18 protein-coding genes and 1 tRNA gene are annotated in these 14,634 nt (G+C 61.7%); 13 read left to right on the forward strand and 6 right to left on the reverse strand.

Features of this window, described 5'->3' with window-relative positions:
- Positions 1–389: tRNA-dihydrouridine synthase (locus JHD73_RS22050; protein WP_199032329.1), on the forward strand; the 389-nt coding region annotated here is incomplete at its 5' end.
- Positions 390–475: 86 nt separating this feature from the next.
- Positions 476–551 (forward strand) — tRNA-His (locus JHD73_RS22055).
- Between the two features lie 42 nt (positions 552–593).
- Here JHD73_RS22055 and JHD73_RS22060 read toward each other — a convergent pair.
- Complete coding sequence (locus tag JHD73_RS22060) at positions 594–986, reverse strand: DUF4440 domain-containing protein (protein ID WP_199032330.1); 393 nt, start codon at positions 984–986, stop codon at positions 594–596.
- A 138-nt stretch (positions 987–1,124) separates the two neighbouring features.
- On the opposite strand from JHD73_RS22060, the gene JHD73_RS22065 reads away from it, so the two are divergent.
- On the forward strand, positions 1,125–2,855 hold the full coding sequence (locus JHD73_RS22065; protein ID WP_199032331.1) for a dipeptidase: 1,731 nt from the start codon (positions 1,125–1,127) through the stop codon (positions 2,853–2,855).
- A 16-nt stretch (positions 2,856–2,871) separates the two neighbouring features.
- A complete protein-coding gene (locus JHD73_RS22070; RefSeq protein WP_199032332.1) occupies positions 2,872–3,183 on the forward strand; it encodes a cupin in 312 nt (103 codons plus the stop codon).
- A 323-nt stretch (positions 3,184–3,506) separates the two neighbouring features.
- Here the strand turns inward: JHD73_RS22070 and JHD73_RS22075 are convergent, their stop codons facing one another.
- Together JHD73_RS22075 and lexA are read right to left on the reverse strand one after the other, a co-directional pair.
- Positions 3,507–3,689 carry a hypothetical protein gene (locus JHD73_RS22075; protein WP_199032333.1) on the reverse strand — a complete coding sequence of 61 codons (183 nt, stop codon included), beginning with the start codon at positions 3,687–3,689 and terminating at the stop codon, positions 3,507–3,509.
- Positions 3,690–3,809: 120 nt separating this feature from the next.
- Positions 3,810–4,463 carry a transcriptional repressor LexA gene (lexA, locus tag JHD73_RS22080; protein WP_199032334.1) on the reverse strand — a complete coding sequence of 218 codons (654 nt, stop codon included), beginning with the start codon at positions 4,461–4,463 and terminating at the stop codon, positions 3,810–3,812.
- A 243-nt stretch (positions 4,464–4,706) separates the two neighbouring features.
- Between lexA and JHD73_RS22085 the strand changes: the two genes are divergently transcribed.
- The 9 genes from JHD73_RS22085 (at position 4,707) to JHD73_RS22125 (ending at position 11,543) form a co-directional block, all read left to right on the forward strand.
- On the forward strand, positions 4,707–5,483 hold the full coding sequence (locus tag JHD73_RS22085; protein WP_021194271.1) for a ferredoxin--NADP reductase: 777 nt from the start codon (positions 4,707–4,709) through the stop codon (positions 5,481–5,483).
- Positions 5,484–5,608: 125 nt separating this feature from the next.
- Positions 5,609–6,613 (forward strand): asparaginase, encoded by a 1,005-nt coding sequence (locus JHD73_RS22090; RefSeq protein ID WP_269848299.1) that lies wholly within the window; start codon positions 5,609–5,611, stop codon positions 6,611–6,613.
- A gap of 93 nt (positions 6,614–6,706) precedes the next feature.
- Complete coding sequence (rpsF, locus tag JHD73_RS22095; RefSeq protein ID WP_039595966.1) at positions 6,707–7,075, forward strand: 30S ribosomal protein S6; 369 nt, start codon at positions 6,707–6,709, stop codon at positions 7,073–7,075.
- 41 nt (positions 7,076–7,116) lie between these two features.
- A complete protein-coding gene (gene priB / locus JHD73_RS22100) occupies positions 7,117–7,443 on the forward strand; it encodes a primosomal replication protein N (protein ID WP_199032336.1) in 327 nt (108 codons plus the stop codon).
- Positions 7,444–7,446: 3 nt separating this feature from the next.
- On the forward strand, positions 7,447–7,734 hold the full coding sequence (gene rpsR / locus JHD73_RS22105; RefSeq protein ID WP_052321362.1) for a 30S ribosomal protein S18: 288 nt from the start codon (positions 7,447–7,449) through the stop codon (positions 7,732–7,734).
- A gap of 25 nt (positions 7,735–7,759) precedes the next feature.
- A complete protein-coding gene (gene rplI / locus JHD73_RS22110) occupies positions 7,760–8,212 on the forward strand; it encodes a 50S ribosomal protein L9 (RefSeq protein ID WP_199032337.1) in 453 nt (150 codons plus the stop codon).
- A 142-nt stretch (positions 8,213–8,354) separates the two neighbouring features.
- On the forward strand, positions 8,355–9,743 hold the full coding sequence (locus JHD73_RS22115; RefSeq protein ID WP_199032338.1) for a replicative DNA helicase: 1,389 nt from the start codon (positions 8,355–8,357) through the stop codon (positions 9,741–9,743).
- 148 nt (positions 9,744–9,891) lie between these two features.
- Positions 9,892–10,518, forward strand: coding sequence for a DUF47 domain-containing protein (locus tag JHD73_RS22120; protein WP_199032339.1), 627 nt, complete (start codon positions 9,892–9,894; stop codon positions 10,516–10,518).
- Between the two features lie 14 nt (positions 10,519–10,532).
- Positions 10,533–11,543: an inorganic phosphate transporter gene (locus JHD73_RS22125; RefSeq protein ID WP_199032340.1), complete on the forward strand. Its 1,011-nt coding sequence runs from the start codon at positions 10,533–10,535 to the stop codon at positions 11,541–11,543.
- 72 nt (positions 11,544–11,615) lie between these two features.
- Here JHD73_RS22125 and JHD73_RS22130 read toward each other — a convergent pair whose 3' ends face one another.
- The 3 genes from JHD73_RS22130 to JHD73_RS22140 form a co-directional block, all read right to left on the reverse strand.
- A complete protein-coding gene (locus JHD73_RS22130) occupies positions 11,616–12,335 on the reverse strand; it encodes a C40 family peptidase (RefSeq protein ID WP_199032341.1) in 720 nt (239 codons plus the stop codon).
- Between the two features lie 163 nt (positions 12,336–12,498).
- Entirely contained in the window at positions 12,499–12,924 is a 426-nt protein-coding gene (locus JHD73_RS22135) for a hypothetical protein (RefSeq protein ID WP_199032342.1), read from the reverse strand.
- 128 nt (positions 12,925–13,052) lie between these two features.
- Positions 13,053–14,634, reverse strand: a 1,582-nt coding sequence (locus tag JHD73_RS22140) for a PhoH family protein (RefSeq protein WP_199032343.1), incomplete at its 5' end; no start/stop codon positions are given.

Genomic DNA, 14,634 nt, shown 5'->3' on the forward strand with positions numbered 1-14,634 from the left:
CGCTGGAGCAGATCGACGCGCATCTTGCACACGTCGACGGTGTGATGATCGGCCGTGAGGCGTATCACCACCCGCACCTGATGGCCGCGTTTGACGCGCGCTACTACGATGCCGGCACGCAAGCGCTCACGCGCGCCGAGGTGGAGGACGTAATGATTGCCTACGTCGGCCGCTGGGTAGAGCGGGGTGGTTATGCTGGCGCGGCGGTACGGCACATGTTGGGGTTGTACCGCGGCGTGGCGGGTGCGCGTGGCTGGCGGCGAGTGCTGTCGGACTCCAAGGCGCTTGGCCGCGTCAAGACGCTGGCCGATGCCCATGCATTGTTTGATGAGGCACGAGCCCACCTGCGGCGCGGCGCGGAATCGGGCGAGGAGGCGGTCACCGCATAAATTGCGGCAACCCCTAGCCACGCCGGAAGAATGTTTGTATAATCTCGTTTTTCGCGAATCAGTCAGTTCTGACTGGTTGCACGATGGTGGCTGTAGCTCAGTTGGTAGAGTCCCAGATTGTGATTCTGGTTGTCGTGGGTTCGAGTCCCATCAGTCACCCCAAAGATTTGTAGAAAAGCCCGCTTCTTGCGGGCTTTTTTGCATTCAAGCGTCTGCCACTATGGTTCCCTGGTGGAATACGACCTTCCAGCCATCAATCGTGCGTCGCCAAAGTGTTGACCGGCGTGTCGTGCGATTCGATTGCGCCAACGTATACGTCAGCAGATAGTTGTCCGGCGCAATCTCCTGGCAGCGGAAGTCACGCGTTTGCCAGAATTCCTCCCCGATGTGCCCGTGCCGCGCATCCAGCACGCCGAGCACGTAACTGCGGCTGTAGCGCTGGCCTGATGCGCCAACTTCCCAGAAATCCTCAGTCGTCATGCGCTCGAAATCTTCGCGGCGGGTGCCGAACTCCGGGCGGTGGAAGATGGGTTCGCGCTTGCGCAATTCTTCCAGCACATCGAGCAGGGTGGGGGCGGTGTCCAGACACGGTTCCATGCGGCGAGCCTCCTGGGAAAGATCCAAGCATAACCGCATCGCCGCAACGTTCGTGCAGCCAGAGTTGCGGCGCTGCACAATGCGCGCGCCGGGCATCGCCCCTATGATGGCGCCTTCGCCTTTTTCGGAAACGTTTCAATGCAACGCACTGTCCATCTGGGCCTGTCTTCGCTGACGGTCGCTTTGTCGCTCGCGTTTGGTGCTGGCGCTTTTGCTGCCACGCTCCAGAAATCTCAGCTCGACGCGCTGGTTGTGGCCGAGCAATCCAAGGCCTCGGCTGACCTCAACAGTTTCCTTGCTGCCGCTGCCAAGGCAGATCCGCAGGTTGCGGGTAGCGTTGCCGCGTATCAAAAGAAGGCCGTGCTGGCCGGTGATGATCTCGTCAATATTGGTCGTCTGCTCGGTGTGTATAACCGCCTGCACAACCAGCAGGCGGTAATCGGTTCGATCGAGAAGATGGTCGCGCTGCCCACGGTGCGCGACGACAAGATTCCGCAGCACGAGAACCCCGCCATCGTGGCGTTCGGCAAGCTGGTCGAGGGCATGGCCCGCGACTTCGGCCTGAAATACCGCAACGTCGACAACCGCGTATTTGAAGTCACGCTGCCCGGCACCGGCTCGGACGAGTTCGGCATCCTGACGCATGCCGACGTCGTGCCCGCGAAGGCGGAAGAGTGGGTGCTGCCCGACGGCACCAAACTCGATCCGTTCAAGGTCACGCGCGTGGGCAGCCTGCTGTACGGCCGCGGCACCATTGACGACAAGGGCTCGATTGCCGCTGCGCTGTACGCCATGAAGACGGTCAAGGACAGCGGTGTGCCGCTTGCGCGCACCATCCGCCTGATGATCGAAACCACCGAGGAAACCGGCGGTGACGGCATGAAGTACTACCGTGAGCACACGCAGCTGCCTGCGTACAACATCGTGCTCGATAGCAAGTACCCGGCTGTCGTGGCCGAGAAGGGCACGGGTGCGCTGAAGGTGTTCTTCCCCGCCCAGGCTGGGGATGCCGCGCATACGGCGATTGTTTCGATGACCGGAGCAGCATCGGCCAGCTCCATCCCTCAGACGGCCACGGCCACGCTCAAGGGTGGCGATCTGGGTGTGGCCGCCGCCGCGCTCGAAGCCAAGCGCGATGTCTTTGTGAGCAGCTTGGCGGGGCAAGGCAAGTTCTCGATCGACATCACGCGCAATGCGGACAGCATCGTCGTGAAGGTCACCGGTACCTCAGCACACGGCTCGCGTCCGGAAGAGGGCGTCAACCCGCTGCCGCGCCTGGCGCTGTTCCTGCGCGCAGCGGATCTGGGTCTGGCTGACAACGCCTACGCACACGCCGTGCGTTACCTGACCGACCTCTACGGCACCGACTACCTCGGCAGCACCATGGGCCTCGCCTACAAAGACGACTTCATGGGCCCGCTCACCATCTCGCCCACCGTGATCGGCGACAAGAACGGCCGCGTGGAGGTGACCGCCAACGTGCGCATGCCGCGCGGCAAGACGCCCGAGGCGCTGCGCGGCGAGATCGCCGGCAAGATCAATGCATGGGCCAACGCCAACCATGTCGCCCTGGAGATCAACCACGACCAGGGCAACTGGATGGCACGTGATCCGAAGGGGGCCTGGCTGTCGACGCTGCTCAACATCTACGGCGACACGACCGGCCTGGACGCCAAGCCGGTGCCGACCGCCGGCAGCACCACGGCCAAGCTGATGCCCAACGCCATCAACTTTGGCCCGGCCATGCCCGGCAAGAAGTACACCGCGCACAACGCCAACGAGTACAAGGAGGTGCCGGATCTCGACCTGGATATGCAGATGTTCACCGAGATGCTAGTGCGCATCGGCAACCTGCCGTCGATGCAATAAACGTCGCACGATCGCCATGAAGATCATCCGCGCCAAGTCGTTCACCGCCGAGCGTGCCTGGGGTGCGCTCGACATTGCCAATATGGGCGGCATCACCACGCGCCTGCATTGGACCGATCAGCCCTACCGCTGGCACGTGAACGATGGCGAGGAGGTCTTCGTGGTGCTCGACGGTACCGTCGACATGCACTACCGCGAAGGTGGTGCGGAGTTGGTTGCTGTATTGGAGCCGGGCGATATTTTTTTCGCCGGCATGGGGTGTGAGCATGTGGCCCACCCACGCGGTGCCGCGCGCATCCTTGTTGTCGAGAAGGCCGGTAGCGTCTAGCCGAGCCAGCAAGTTGCGACGCAAAAAAAAGCCCGCAATTAGCGGGCTTCGAATTCAGCGATCTCAATTGCCCCTGAGGGCATTAGCAATACTACTGTCACGTACGCCAAACAAAATCCGGGTAAACGTCCGTTTTGCCGGCGGAACATCCTCGGATGTGGCGCTGCAGCAACATGCGGACTGAAAAAACAGCCCGCACAAATGGCGGGCCGAAAATCAGTTGAAGAAAGCCCTGTCCTCAGGGCCCGGCCAGTGTATGAAATCAGTTGCGGCGGCAGCATTGGGGTATGCCCTGATCCGAGTCGCGCCGTGACGCATTGGTGTCAACAACGCTCGGCACCCGCTGGGAGGGCCGCCGCCGGAATTGTGTCCAGCATGCGGCAGATCGCGGCCATGCTGCCGACCATCGTGCGGCGCTGCTCCCCTTGATAGATGCGTACTCCCTGGGTTTGGCGGAAGGGCACCGGATGCACCGGGCGGCGGGAAGACATCGATCCGAGTCGCATGGCAGACCTCGTGAGTTCGGGTGAAAAAGCGGGCGGCAAGACACCGCCCCGGCGAGCCAACGGCTCACCTCCGGGTAAGGCAAAACAACAAGGGGAAAACGGCGCGTGCGCGCCTGAGACTTACGCGGCGGCTGGCCGGATCAGGCCGACAGCCAAGCCCTCCAGGTGAAATTCGTCGCGATCCAGGTCGACGTGGATTGGCTCGAACTCAGGGTTCTCGGCGATCAGCTCCACATGACGGCCCTTGCGCTGGAAGCGCTTGACCGTAACGTCGTCCCCCAGGCGTGCCACGACAATCTTGCCGTTGGTGGCCTCGGTCGCGCGCTGCACGGCTAGCAGGTCGCCATCGAGAATGCCGGCATCGCGCATGCTCATGCCACGCACTTTCAGCAGGAAGTCCGGTTGGGCGGAGAACAGTGACGGATCGACCTGGTATTGCCGATCAATATGCTCAGCGGCCAGGATTGGACTACCAGCAGCCACACGGCCCACCAGCGGCAACGTCAATTGCATCAACCCCATCGATGGCAGCGAAAACTGGTGCTGACTCGCATCCGTGCCCGTCGCGCGCAGCCGGATGCCGCGGGAGGCGCCGGGCGTCAGCTCGATCACGCCCTTGCGCGCCAGCGCCCGAAGGTGCTCTTCAGCAGCGTTGGGCGACGAGAAGCCAAACTCCGCGGCAATCTCGGCGCGGGTGGGCGGAAAGCCTGTGCGCTGGATCGTCTGGCGGATCAGGTCGTAGATCTGCTGCTGGCGAGCGGTGAGGGTGGCCATTGGTGTACTGTATATCTGAACAGGTGCTGTGATTTTATACAGTGATGCGGGAAGCGCAAGTGATTTCGTTGTGACGTGTTGCGCGGTTGCGCCGCAGCCTCTGACCCAGGTCAAAACCTGTGCGGCTGGTTAGAAGCTTATGCGCAATCCATGCAGGCGCTGCGAAGGGGAATCGCATAAAATCAAGGCCTTGACCGTATTTTGCACTGCCACAAAGCCTCGTTGGGCTGGCCAAACGTCACCATGTCCGCATTCAACCAAGAGACCGTTCTGAGCGTCCATCACTGGAACGACTCCCTGTTCAGCTTCAAGACCACGCGCGATCAGGCGCTGCGCTTCCATAACGGCCACTTCGTCATGATTGGTCTGGAAGTCGAGGGCAAGCCGCTGATGCGTGCTTACAGCATTGCCAGCCCGAACTACGAAGAGCATCTGGAATTCTTCAGCATCAAGGTCCAGAACGGTCCGCTCACCTCGCGCCTGCAGCACCTGAAAGTCGGTGACAAGCTGCTGGTGAGCAAGAAGCCGGTCGGCACGCTCGTGTTGGATGACCTGCTGCCCGGCAAGAATCTGTACCTGTTCGGTACCGGTACTGGCCTGGCGCCGTTCATGAGCATCATCCAAGACCCGGACACCTACGAGCGCTTCGAAAAAGTCGTGCTGCTGCACGGCGTGCGCCAGGTGAGCGAATTGGCCTATGCCGACTTCATCACCAGCGAGTTGCCGAACAACGAATTCTTCGGTGACCAAGTGCGTGAGAAGTTGATTTACTACCCGACCGTCACGCGCGAGCCGTTCCGCAACATGGGCCGCCTGACCGATCTCGTGGACAACGGCAAGCTGTCTGCCGACATCGGGCTGCCGCCGCTGGACCCGGCCGTCGATCGCGCCATGATTTGTGGCAGCCCGGCCATGCTGGATGACACCTGCAAGTTGCTTGATGCGCGTGGCTTCAAGATTTCGCCGCGCATGGGCGAGGCCGGTGACTATGTGATCGAGCGCGCTTTCGTCGAGAAGTAAGCACCGCTCTTCTGTTGCAGACGCCGGCCTGAGTGCCGGCGTTTTGCTTTGGCGCTTGCCCAAGGGCAATCCCGCGTCGGCAAAGGCGGGACGCGCGGATACAATGCGCGCCTTGCTCACCACGCATGTCCACAACGATGTCCTTGCCTACCATTGCCATCCTCGCTACCGGTGGCACGATCGCCGGGTCCGCCGATGATGCGGGCTCGGCTGCCCGCTACCGTGCCGGCGCCGTACCCATCGATCAATTGCTTGCGGCCAGCAAACTTGGGCTGGAGCGCATTGCCAATGTGCGTGCCGAGCAGGTCGCCCAGATTGACAGCAAGGACCTGACCTTTGATGTGTGGGAGAAACTGGTCGCGCGTATCCGCCACTGGATCGACGTCGAGCGCGTGGATGGTGTGGTCATCACGCACGGCACGGACACGCTCGAAGAGACGGCCATGCTGTTGCACCTGACGCAGCAGACAGACGCGCCCATCGTTGTGACTGCAGCGATGCGGCCGTCGACCTCGCTGTCGGCGGATGGCCCGCTGAACCTGCTGAATGCCGTGCGACTGGCTGCCAGTCCGGCCTCGCGCGGGCGCGGTGTATTGGTGGCGCTCAATCAGCGCGTGCACGCGGCACGTGATGTGCAGAAAGGACACACCTACGCGGTGGAGGCGTTTGTCTCGCCGGATAATGGTCCGCTGGGCTTCGTACTCGACACGCAGGTGCAGTTCTCGCGTGCGACCCAGCGCCCGGCCTCGGCCGACATGCTGCCCATGCCGCAGGCGGGCCAATGGCCATGGGTGGAGGTGCTGGCAAGCTACGCGCAACCGGATGCGCGACTGGTCGATGCGCTTGTGGCGGCTGGCGTGAAGGGGCTGGTAATCGCGGCGACTGGTGCGGGCTCCATCCACACAAATCTCGAGACTGCACTGGAGCGCGCCAGCCAGCAAGGCGTGTTTGTGCTGCGTTCGACACGTACCGGCGCCGGCGTCGTGCCCGCGCAACCCAATGGGCAAGGCTGGGCCTCCACGGGCACGCTCAATCCTTATAAGGCGCGCGTACTGCTGATGCTGCTTCTCGCGGCCGGGCGTGCCCAGGCAGAAGCTGCCTCCCTACAGCAAGTCATTGATCGGTATTGAAAAAATCGCCAAAGCCTGCGTATAATGGCAGGCTAACCAACCTTGCTGCACCGGAGTGTGACGCCCGGGCGGCTTAATCCACAAGGAGCGTCAATGCGTCATTACGAAATCGTCTTCATCGTCCATCCGGACCAGAGCGAGCAAGTGCCTGCGATGATCGAGCGCTACAAGAGCACGGTCACCACGCAAGGCGGCCAAGTGCATCGCGTCGAGGATTGGGGCCGTCGTCAACTGGCCTACATGATCCAGAAGCTGGCTAAGGCCCACTACGTGTGCATGAACATCGAGTGCGGCAAGGAAACCCTGGCTGAGCTCGAGCACGCGTTCAAGTTCAACGACGCCGTGCTGCGTCACCTCATCGTTCAGACCAAGAAGGCTGAAACAGCTCCGTCGCCGATGATGAAGGAAGTGGCACGCGAAGAGGCCAAGAAGGCCGCCGCTCAGACTGAACAGGCCGCCTAATGCCGCGCGGTGCGGCGTACGTTTGATCACGCGCCGCGAGCATGGACGGAAACCCCGGGGACAACGCCATCAACCGCCTGCAGCTCGTCGCCACATTGGTCGAGCGCGAGGTGATGCGATACACCCCAGCCGGCGTGCCCATCGTCAATTGCCTGTTGACCTACAGCGGGCAGGCGATGGAAGCGCAAACGGCGCGACAGGTCGAGTTTTCGATCGAAGCGCTTGGCGCTGGCAAGATGGCCTCCGTTCTGGACCGCATCGCACCGGGCACCGTCTTGGATTGCGTCGGATTCCTGGCTCGCAAGCACCGCAGCAGCAAGACACTGGTCTTTCACATCTCCGGATGTAACGTATTCGTAAAGGATTGAATCATGGCATTCATGAACAAGAAGCAGCGCGACGCGAAGAACAAAAAGCGCTTCCAGCAGCAAAACCCGCTGTTCAAGCGCAAGAAGTTCTGCCGCTTCACCGTGGCAGGCGTTGAGCAAATCGACTACAAGGATGTCGATCTGCTCAAGGACTTCATCGGCGAGAACGGTAAGATCACTCCGGCCCGCCTGACCGGCACGCGCGCGATCTATCAGCGCCAGCTCGATACGGCCATCAAGCGTGCGCGTTTCCTCGCGCTGATGCCGTACACCGATCAGCACAAGAAGTAATCGGCGCGGATAAGGAGAACAAACGATGCAAGTCATTCTGCTGGAAAAAGTCATCAACCTGGGTAACCTGGGCGACGTGGTGCGTGTGAAGGACGGTTACGCCCGTAACTTCCTGATCCCGCAAAAGCAAGCGCGCCGTGCTACGGCTTCGGCAATCAAGGAATTCGAAGCTCGCCGCGCTGAGCTGGAAAAGCTGGCTGCTGAAAAGCTGGCTGCTGCACAAGCCGAGGGCGAAAAGCTGAACGGCCTGACGCTGCAACTGTCGCAAAAGGCTGGTGTGGACGGTCGCCTGTTCGGCTCCGTCACGAACCACGACATCGCTGACGCACTGGTTGCTCAAGGCTTCAAGGTCGAGAAGGCGCAAGTGCGTCTGCCGAACGGCCCGCTGAAGACCACGGGCGATCACGCGGTCGTCGTGTCGCTGCACACCGATGTGGCGGTCGACGTGACCGTGTCGGTGCAAGGCGAGACCGTCTAAGCACGTACGCTGCACCTCGCGACGCCCGGATAACCGGCTGGCGCGAGTCAAGAAGGCAGGGACGAAAGTCTCTGCCTTTTTTTGTTGTCATTTGTGTCAGGGGTTCAGATTGAAGACCGAGCAGCGCCGCTATAATCCCGCCATGAACGCGCCCTCCGATCCCCAGCTCGATTCCCTCAAGGTGCCCCCGCATTCCATCGAGGCCGAACAGTCGGTGCTCGGCGGGTTGCTGCTGGATAACGCCGCCTGGGATCGTATTGCCGACTTCATCAACGAAGGCGATTTTTATCGCTACGACCACCGGCTGATTTTCCATCACATCGGCAAGTTGATCTCACAGGCCAAGCCGGCTGACGTGATCACCGTGTATGAGCAGCTGCAGGTCGTCGGCAAGGCGGAAGAGGTGGGCGGCCTGGCCTATCTGAACGCGCTGGCGCAGAACACGCCGAGTGCGGCCAACATCCGCCGCTATGCCGAGATCGTTCGTGACCGTGGTGTGCTCCGTCAGCTGGTGACGATTGCCGACGAGATCTCTGCCGGCGCCTTCAACCCGCAGGGCCGTGATGTGCGCCAACTGCTGGATGAGGCTGAATCCAAGGTGTTCGCGATTGCCGAAGAGGGCGCGCGCGGACAGAAGGGCTTCCTTGAAATTCAGCCGCTGCTGACGCAGGTCGTCGAGCGGATCGACGAGCTGTACCACCGCGACAACCAGAGTGACATCACGGGTGTGCCGACGGGTTTTGTGGACCTCGACCGCATGACCAGCGGGATGCAGGGCGGTGATCTGATCATCGTGGCTGGCCGTCCGTCGATGGGTAAGACGGCGTTCTCGCTGAACATTGGCGAACACGTGGCTGTGGAGCAGGGCCTGCCGGTGGCGGTGTTCTCGATGGAAATGGCGGGCACACAGCTCGCCATGCGTATGCTGGGTTCGGTTGGCCGGCTGGATCAGCACCGGTTGCGTACGGGGCGCCTGCTCGATGAGGACTGGCCGCGCTTGACGCACGCGATCCAGAAGATGAATGACGCGCAGCTCTTCATCGATGAAACGCCAGCCTTGAACCCGATGGAATTGCGTGCGCGCTCGCGCCGCCTTGCGCGCCAGTGCGGGCAACTCGGCCTGATCGTTATCGACTACCTGCAGCTGATGTCGGGTTCGGGTAGCGGTGAGAATCGCGCAACCGAAATCTCAGAGATCTCGCGTTCGCTCAAGGGCTTGGCTAAGGAACTCAATTGCCCGGTGATCGCGCTGTCGCAGCTGAACCGAAGCCTGGAGCAGCGCCCGAACAAGCGCCCGGTGATGTCGGACTTGCGAGAGTCCGGCGCTATCGAACAGGATGCCGACGTGATTCTGTTCATCTATCGCGATCAGGTTTACAACCCCGATTCCCCGGACAAGGGCACGGCCGAAATCATCATCGGTAAGCAGCGTAACGGTCCGATCGGTACCGTTCGGCTCACGTTCCTGGGTGAATATACGAAGTTCGATAACTTCACGGGTGGCAACGCCTTCTTTGACAACGACACGTAAAGCATTTTCGTGTCGGTCTGCCACAACGTGCCATGCATGATGGGCGCTCGGTTCCGGTAAAATATTGCGTTTTGATGACAGCGCCCGCGGTGATCCCGTCCGGCGCTGTTTTTACGACGTCAGCATTCCTCCGTTTCCAAGGATCATCATGTTCGGTCGCTTCATGCCCACCGAAGGCAAGTTTTTCGAATACTTCAATCAGCACGCCGAGTGCGCCGTCAAAGCGGCCCACGCGCTCAAGGAGCTGGTCAACGACCTGCCCAATGCAGAAATGCATGCGCGCAACGTGCAGAACTTCGAAAAGAAGGCCGACCGCATCACGCATGACACGGTCGAGCTGCTGCACAAGACCTTCATCACGCCGCTCGATCGCGACGAGATCCACAAGCTGATCACGACGATGGACGACATCCTCGATCTCATGGAGGACGTGTCGCTCACCATCTCGCTGTACGACGTGACCAACGTGACCGACGAATCGCGCCAGCTCGCTACCATTTGCGTGGCCTGCTGCGAGGAAGTCCGCAAGGCCGTGGCGCTGCTCAGCGACATGAACAACGGCCGCCAGATCCTGACCATCGCACAGGAAATCGACCGCCTGGAATCCGAGGCCGACCGTGTGATGCGCGCCGCCATGGCCAAGCTGTTCCGCACCGAGAGCGACATCAAGCTGCTGATCAAGCTCAAGGCGATTTACGAGCAACTGGAGAGCGTCACTGACCGTTGCGAGGATGTCGCCAACATCATCGAAGGCATCGTGCTCGAAAACGCCTGACGAGACGACGCCTCATGCATACGCTTCAGATCAGTCTCTGGGTGGTCGTCCTGCTGGTGGGACTGGCCATCGTGTTCGACTTCATGAACGGCTTTCACGATGCGGCCAACTCCATCGCTACGGTGGTGTCGACTGGCGTGCTCAAGCCGCAGCAGGCAGTGGCGATGGCCGCCGCCTGCAACGTGATCGCCATTTTCATTTTCCACCTCAAGGTGGCAACCACGGTGGGTCGGGACACCATCGATCCATCGATCGTCGACCACTACGTCATCTTCGGGGCGTTGGTGGGGGCCATTGTGTGGAACATCATCACGTGGTACTACGGCATCCCGTCGAGCTCATCGCACGCGCTGATTGGCGGCCTGATTGGCGCGGCTGTAGCCAAGTCCGGTACGGGTTCGCTGGTGGCGAGCGGTCTGCTCAAGACGGTGGCCTTCATCCTGATTTCGCCGCTGCTGGGCTTCATTCTCGGGTCGATCCTGATGGTGGCGGTGTCGTGGTTGTTCTTCCGAACGCCGCCATCCAAGGTGGACCGGTGGTTCCGGCGGCTGCAACTGCTGTCGGCGTCGCTCTATAGCCTGGGTCACGGTGGTAATGATGCGCAGAAGACCATTGGCATCATCTGGATGCTGCTGATCGCCGGTGGCTATGCATCGGCCACGGCGACTGAGCCGCCGGTGTGGGTCATCGTCTGCTGCTATGTGGCGATCGGCCTGGGCACGTTGATGGGCGGCTGGCGCATCGTGCGCACGATGGGGCAAAAGATCACCAAGCTCAAGCCGGTGGGTGGTTTCTGCGCAGAAACCGGCGGTGCGCTGACGCTGTTCTTTGCATCGGCCCTGGGTGTGCCAGTGTCGACCACGCATACGATCACCGGCGCCATTGTCGGTGTGGGCTCGGCGCAGAAGGCCTCGGCCGTGCGTTGGGGCGTGGCGGGCAACATCGTCTGGGCATGGATTCTGACGATTCCCGCGTCTGCGTTCATGGCGGCGATTGCCTGGTGGATCGGCCGGCATGTGCTGTAAATCGATCGCCAACGTGTAAAGCGAAACGCCCACCATAATTGGTGGGCGTTTTGTTTTGGGATTGCCGGCGCGCTACTGCGTGGCGAAGCGGGCGATGGGGTCGTCGTCCACTGGTGCGGTGTTAGACGGTGTGCCGCGTGCGCGGGCGAGGGCGCCCAGCGGGTCGTCGTCGATCATCCGTGCCGGTGCGGCAGGCGCTGCCGGGATCGGCGTGACTGCAGGCGCAGGTGCATCCGGCAGATTGCCGACCGCCACCACGCGGCGCGCACCCATGTAGCGGCTCGCCCAATAGGACTTGGTCATGTCCTCCAGACGCACCGTGCCGCCGGTAGCCGGTGCATGCACAAACCGATTCTGGCCAACATAGATGCCAACGTGCGAGTTCGGCTGGCCCGTCGTGTTGAAGAAGACGAGATCGCCCGATGCCACGTCGCGGCGTTCAAGCGAGGTACCGCGACGGCCCATCTCAGCGGCGGTGCGGGGCAGATTCACGGAGGCAGCGCGCTGAACGACGTAGCGCACGAGCCCGCTGCAATCGAAGCCCGTATCAGGCGTATTGCCGCCGTAGCGGTAGGGGGTGCCGACCAACGCCATGGCTTCGATGGAGATTTCTTCCAGGCCAGCGCTCGGGTCATTGATTGCGGCGCCGCGTGTGCGCAGCCCGGTGGTATCGCGCGAGACGGTGGAGCGGGTAGGCGTCGATGAGCAGGCCGACAGCAGGCACACCAGCGCCAGCAGGGCGGTGCCTGCCAGTCGGGTGTTGCCATGAGGAGAACGGTGCCGCGTCTGCATGCGCCATCAGGAAAGTCCGGATAGATCGCATGCTATGCGCTCAACGCCCGAAATGCCAAATTCGGGCCAAACTGGGCCAGGCGGCGTGTTGGCGGGGCGCAACGCCAAGCGGGGCGCGGGTCTGTGAAATTTGCTCCGATGGCGTCGCGGTTTGCGGGTAGTGTTACCAGCTCAACTGCACGTTGCGCGTGCTGCCGGTTTGTACCGTGGCACGTTTGGTCGTGCCCTGGTAGGTCGCGATGACGTTGTAGCTGGCTGGCGGAGCCTTGATCAGGCAGCGTGGACCATCGGCGTGGAATTTGGCGACTTCTTTGCCATGCCGGGTAATTTGCACGTCAACATCGGCAAGGTATTCACCACGCGGCCCCTGTGTGAATAGCAGGGACAGGTTGTAGTTGCGCGCTTCGGCGTTCAATGCCTGTTGTTCATCCTGGGCAACGCCACCGCAGACGTAACTGATCTGGCCGGCGGTTCGTGGCGTAAGGTCGTTCCCCAGCGCGGTGGACGCGCCGGCGGACAACAGCATTGCCAGCGCGACGCAGGGGAGTGTTGCCCGCGTACGGAACTGCGGATTTCGCTGCGTGAACATCGTCGAGCCTCCTGCAGGTGAATGATCGGTAATGAGCATGTAGCAAGAAAAAGGCCGCGCAACGGCGCGGCCTTGTGGCACAACGATTTGCGGCGATTGGATTTGCCGCAGGATCGTGACGAGGGCGGTTACAGCACGTCGGACGCGTGATCTGCGAGTCGGGAACGCTCACCCCGTGCCAGCGTAATGTGACCGCTGTGGCTCCAGCCCTTGAAGCGATCCACCACGTAGGTCAGACCGGACGAGCCTTCCGTCAGGTACGGCGTATCGATCTGCGCGATGTTCCCCAGGCAGATGATCTTGGTGCCCGGACCCGCACGCGTCACCAGCGTCTTCATCTGCTTGGGCGTCAGGTTCTGCGCCTCGTCGATGATGAGGAACTTGTTGACGAAAGTGCGGCCGCGCATGAAGTTCATGCTCTTGACCTTGATACGCGAGCGGATCAGTTCCTGCGTGGCGGCGCGGCCCCATTCGCCGGCGTTGTCGTCCGATTTTTGCAGGACTTCGAGGTTGTCGTCGAAGGCGCCCATCCACGGCTGCATCTTTTCTTCTTCCGTGCCTGGCAGGAAGCCGATGTCTTCACCTACAGGCACCGTGGCGCGCGTGATGATGATCTCGTTGTAGAGCTTCTGGTCCAGCACCTGCTCAAGGCCCGCCGCCAGCGCCAGCAGCGTCTTGCCCGTGCCGGCTTGGCCGAGCAGCGAAACGAAATCCACCTCCGGATGCATCAGCAGGTTCAGCGCGAAGTTCTGCTCGCGGTTACGTGCGGTCACACCCCAGACGTTGTTCTTCTGGTGCGTGTAGTCCTTGAGCGTTTGCAGCACGGCGGTTTTGCCGTTCAACTCCTTGACCTGCGCGTACAGCGGCAGGCTGCCGTCATTCGGCTCCAGGAAGACAAACTGATTGACCAGGAACGACGGCACCAGCGGACCCGACAGGCGATAGAACGTGGTGCCGGTCTTCGGGTCCTGCCAGCTCTCGATGTTCTTGCCGTGCTTCTGCCAGAAATCGGCGGGCAGCGCCATCACACCGCTGTAGAGCAGGTCGGTGTCTTCCAGCACGCGGTCGTTGAAATAATCCTCTGCCGGCAGACCGAGAGCGCGCGCCTTGATCCGCATGTTGATATCTTTCGACACCAGCACGACATTGCGATCCGGACGTTGCTGCTGCAGCGCGGCCACCACGCCCAGAATCTGGTTGTCAGCCTTGCCCTGTGGCAGACCGTCGGGCAGCTTGATGTCGTTCAGGCGCGTCTGGAAGAACAGGCGGCCTTGCGCATCACGGTTGCCGAGTTTTTCGAGCGGCAGCCCCTCGTCCATCACGCCGTCGGTGCCGGCAACCAACTGGTCGAGCGTGCGGCTGACCGTGCGGGCGTTACGCGCGACTTCGCTCATGCCCTTCTTGTGGTTGTCCAACTCCTCCAACGTCATCATCGGCAGATAGACGTCGTGTTCTTCAAAGCGGAAGAGGGACGACGGATCGTGCATCAGCACGTTGGTGTCGAGCACGAACAGCTTGGTCGGACCCTCGTCGCGGCGGGTGCGGCGGCGGGCGGCGGTTTCGGTCGACTTGTCGGTGGCGGGCACCTTGTCGACGGTCTTGGCGACGACGGTCGGGCGCTGACGGACGTCTTCCTTGGCCATCGGCGAAGCTTCGCCCGAACGGGCGCGGGCCGCGCCGCGCTTGGGTTGTGCACGGCCAGTTTCGGAC

The organism is Ralstonia sp. ASV6, assembly GCF_016429285.1.
GTDB classification, from domain to species: Bacteria; Pseudomonadota; Gammaproteobacteria; order Burkholderiales; family Burkholderiaceae; genus Ralstonia; species Ralstonia flaminis.

Excerpts from the sequence above, each read along its gene's own strand:
- rplI (WP_199032337.1), top strand. The coding sequence starts at position 7,760 with ATGCAAGTCATTCTGCTGGAAAAAGTCATCAACCTGGGTAACCTGGGC.
- JHD73_RS22065 (WP_199032331.1), top strand. The coding sequence starts at position 1,125 with ATGCAACGCACTGTCCATCTGGGCCTGTCTTCGCTGACGGTCGCTTTG.
- JHD73_RS22070 (WP_199032332.1), top strand. The coding sequence starts at position 2,872 with ATGAAGATCATCCGCGCCAAGTCGTTCACCGCCGAGCGTGCCTGGGGT.
- JHD73_RS22075 (WP_199032333.1), bottom strand. The coding sequence starts at position 3,689 with ATGCGACTCGGATCGATGTCTTCCCGCCGCCCGGTGCATCCGGTGCCC.
- JHD73_RS22060 (WP_199032330.1), bottom strand. The coding sequence starts at position 986 with ATGGAACCGTGTCTGGACACCGCCCCCACCCTGCTCGATGTGCTGGAA.
- lexA (WP_199032334.1), bottom strand. The coding sequence starts at position 4,463 with ATGGCCACCCTCACCGCTCGCCAGCAGCAGATCTACGACCTGATCCGC.
- JHD73_RS22090 (WP_269848299.1), top strand. The coding sequence starts at position 5,609 with ATGTCCACAACGATGTCCTTGCCTACCATTGCCATCCTCGCTACCGGT.
- JHD73_RS22130 (WP_199032341.1), bottom strand. The coding sequence starts at position 12,335 with ATGCAGACGCGGCACCGTTCTCCTCATGGCAACACCCGACTGGCAGGC.
- JHD73_RS22125 (WP_199032340.1), top strand. The coding sequence starts at position 10,533 with ATGCATACGCTTCAGATCAGTCTCTGGGTGGTCGTCCTGCTGGTGGGA.
- JHD73_RS22135 (WP_199032342.1), bottom strand. The coding sequence starts at position 12,924 with ATGTTCACGCAGCGAAATCCGCAGTTCCGTACGCGGGCAACACTCCCC.
- JHD73_RS22120 (WP_199032339.1), top strand. The coding sequence starts at position 9,892 with ATGTTCGGTCGCTTCATGCCCACCGAAGGCAAGTTTTTCGAATACTTC.
- rpsF (WP_039595966.1), top strand. The coding sequence starts at position 6,707 with ATGCGTCATTACGAAATCGTCTTCATCGTCCATCCGGACCAGAGCGAG.
- rpsR (WP_052321362.1), top strand. The coding sequence starts at position 7,447 with ATGGCATTCATGAACAAGAAGCAGCGCGACGCGAAGAACAAAAAGCGC.
- JHD73_RS22115 (WP_199032338.1), top strand. The coding sequence starts at position 8,355 with ATGAACGCGCCCTCCGATCCCCAGCTCGATTCCCTCAAGGTGCCCCCG.
- JHD73_RS22085 (WP_021194271.1), top strand. The coding sequence starts at position 4,707 with ATGTCCGCATTCAACCAAGAGACCGTTCTGAGCGTCCATCACTGGAAC.
- priB (WP_199032336.1), top strand. The coding sequence starts at position 7,117 with ATGGACGGAAACCCCGGGGACAACGCCATCAACCGCCTGCAGCTCGTC.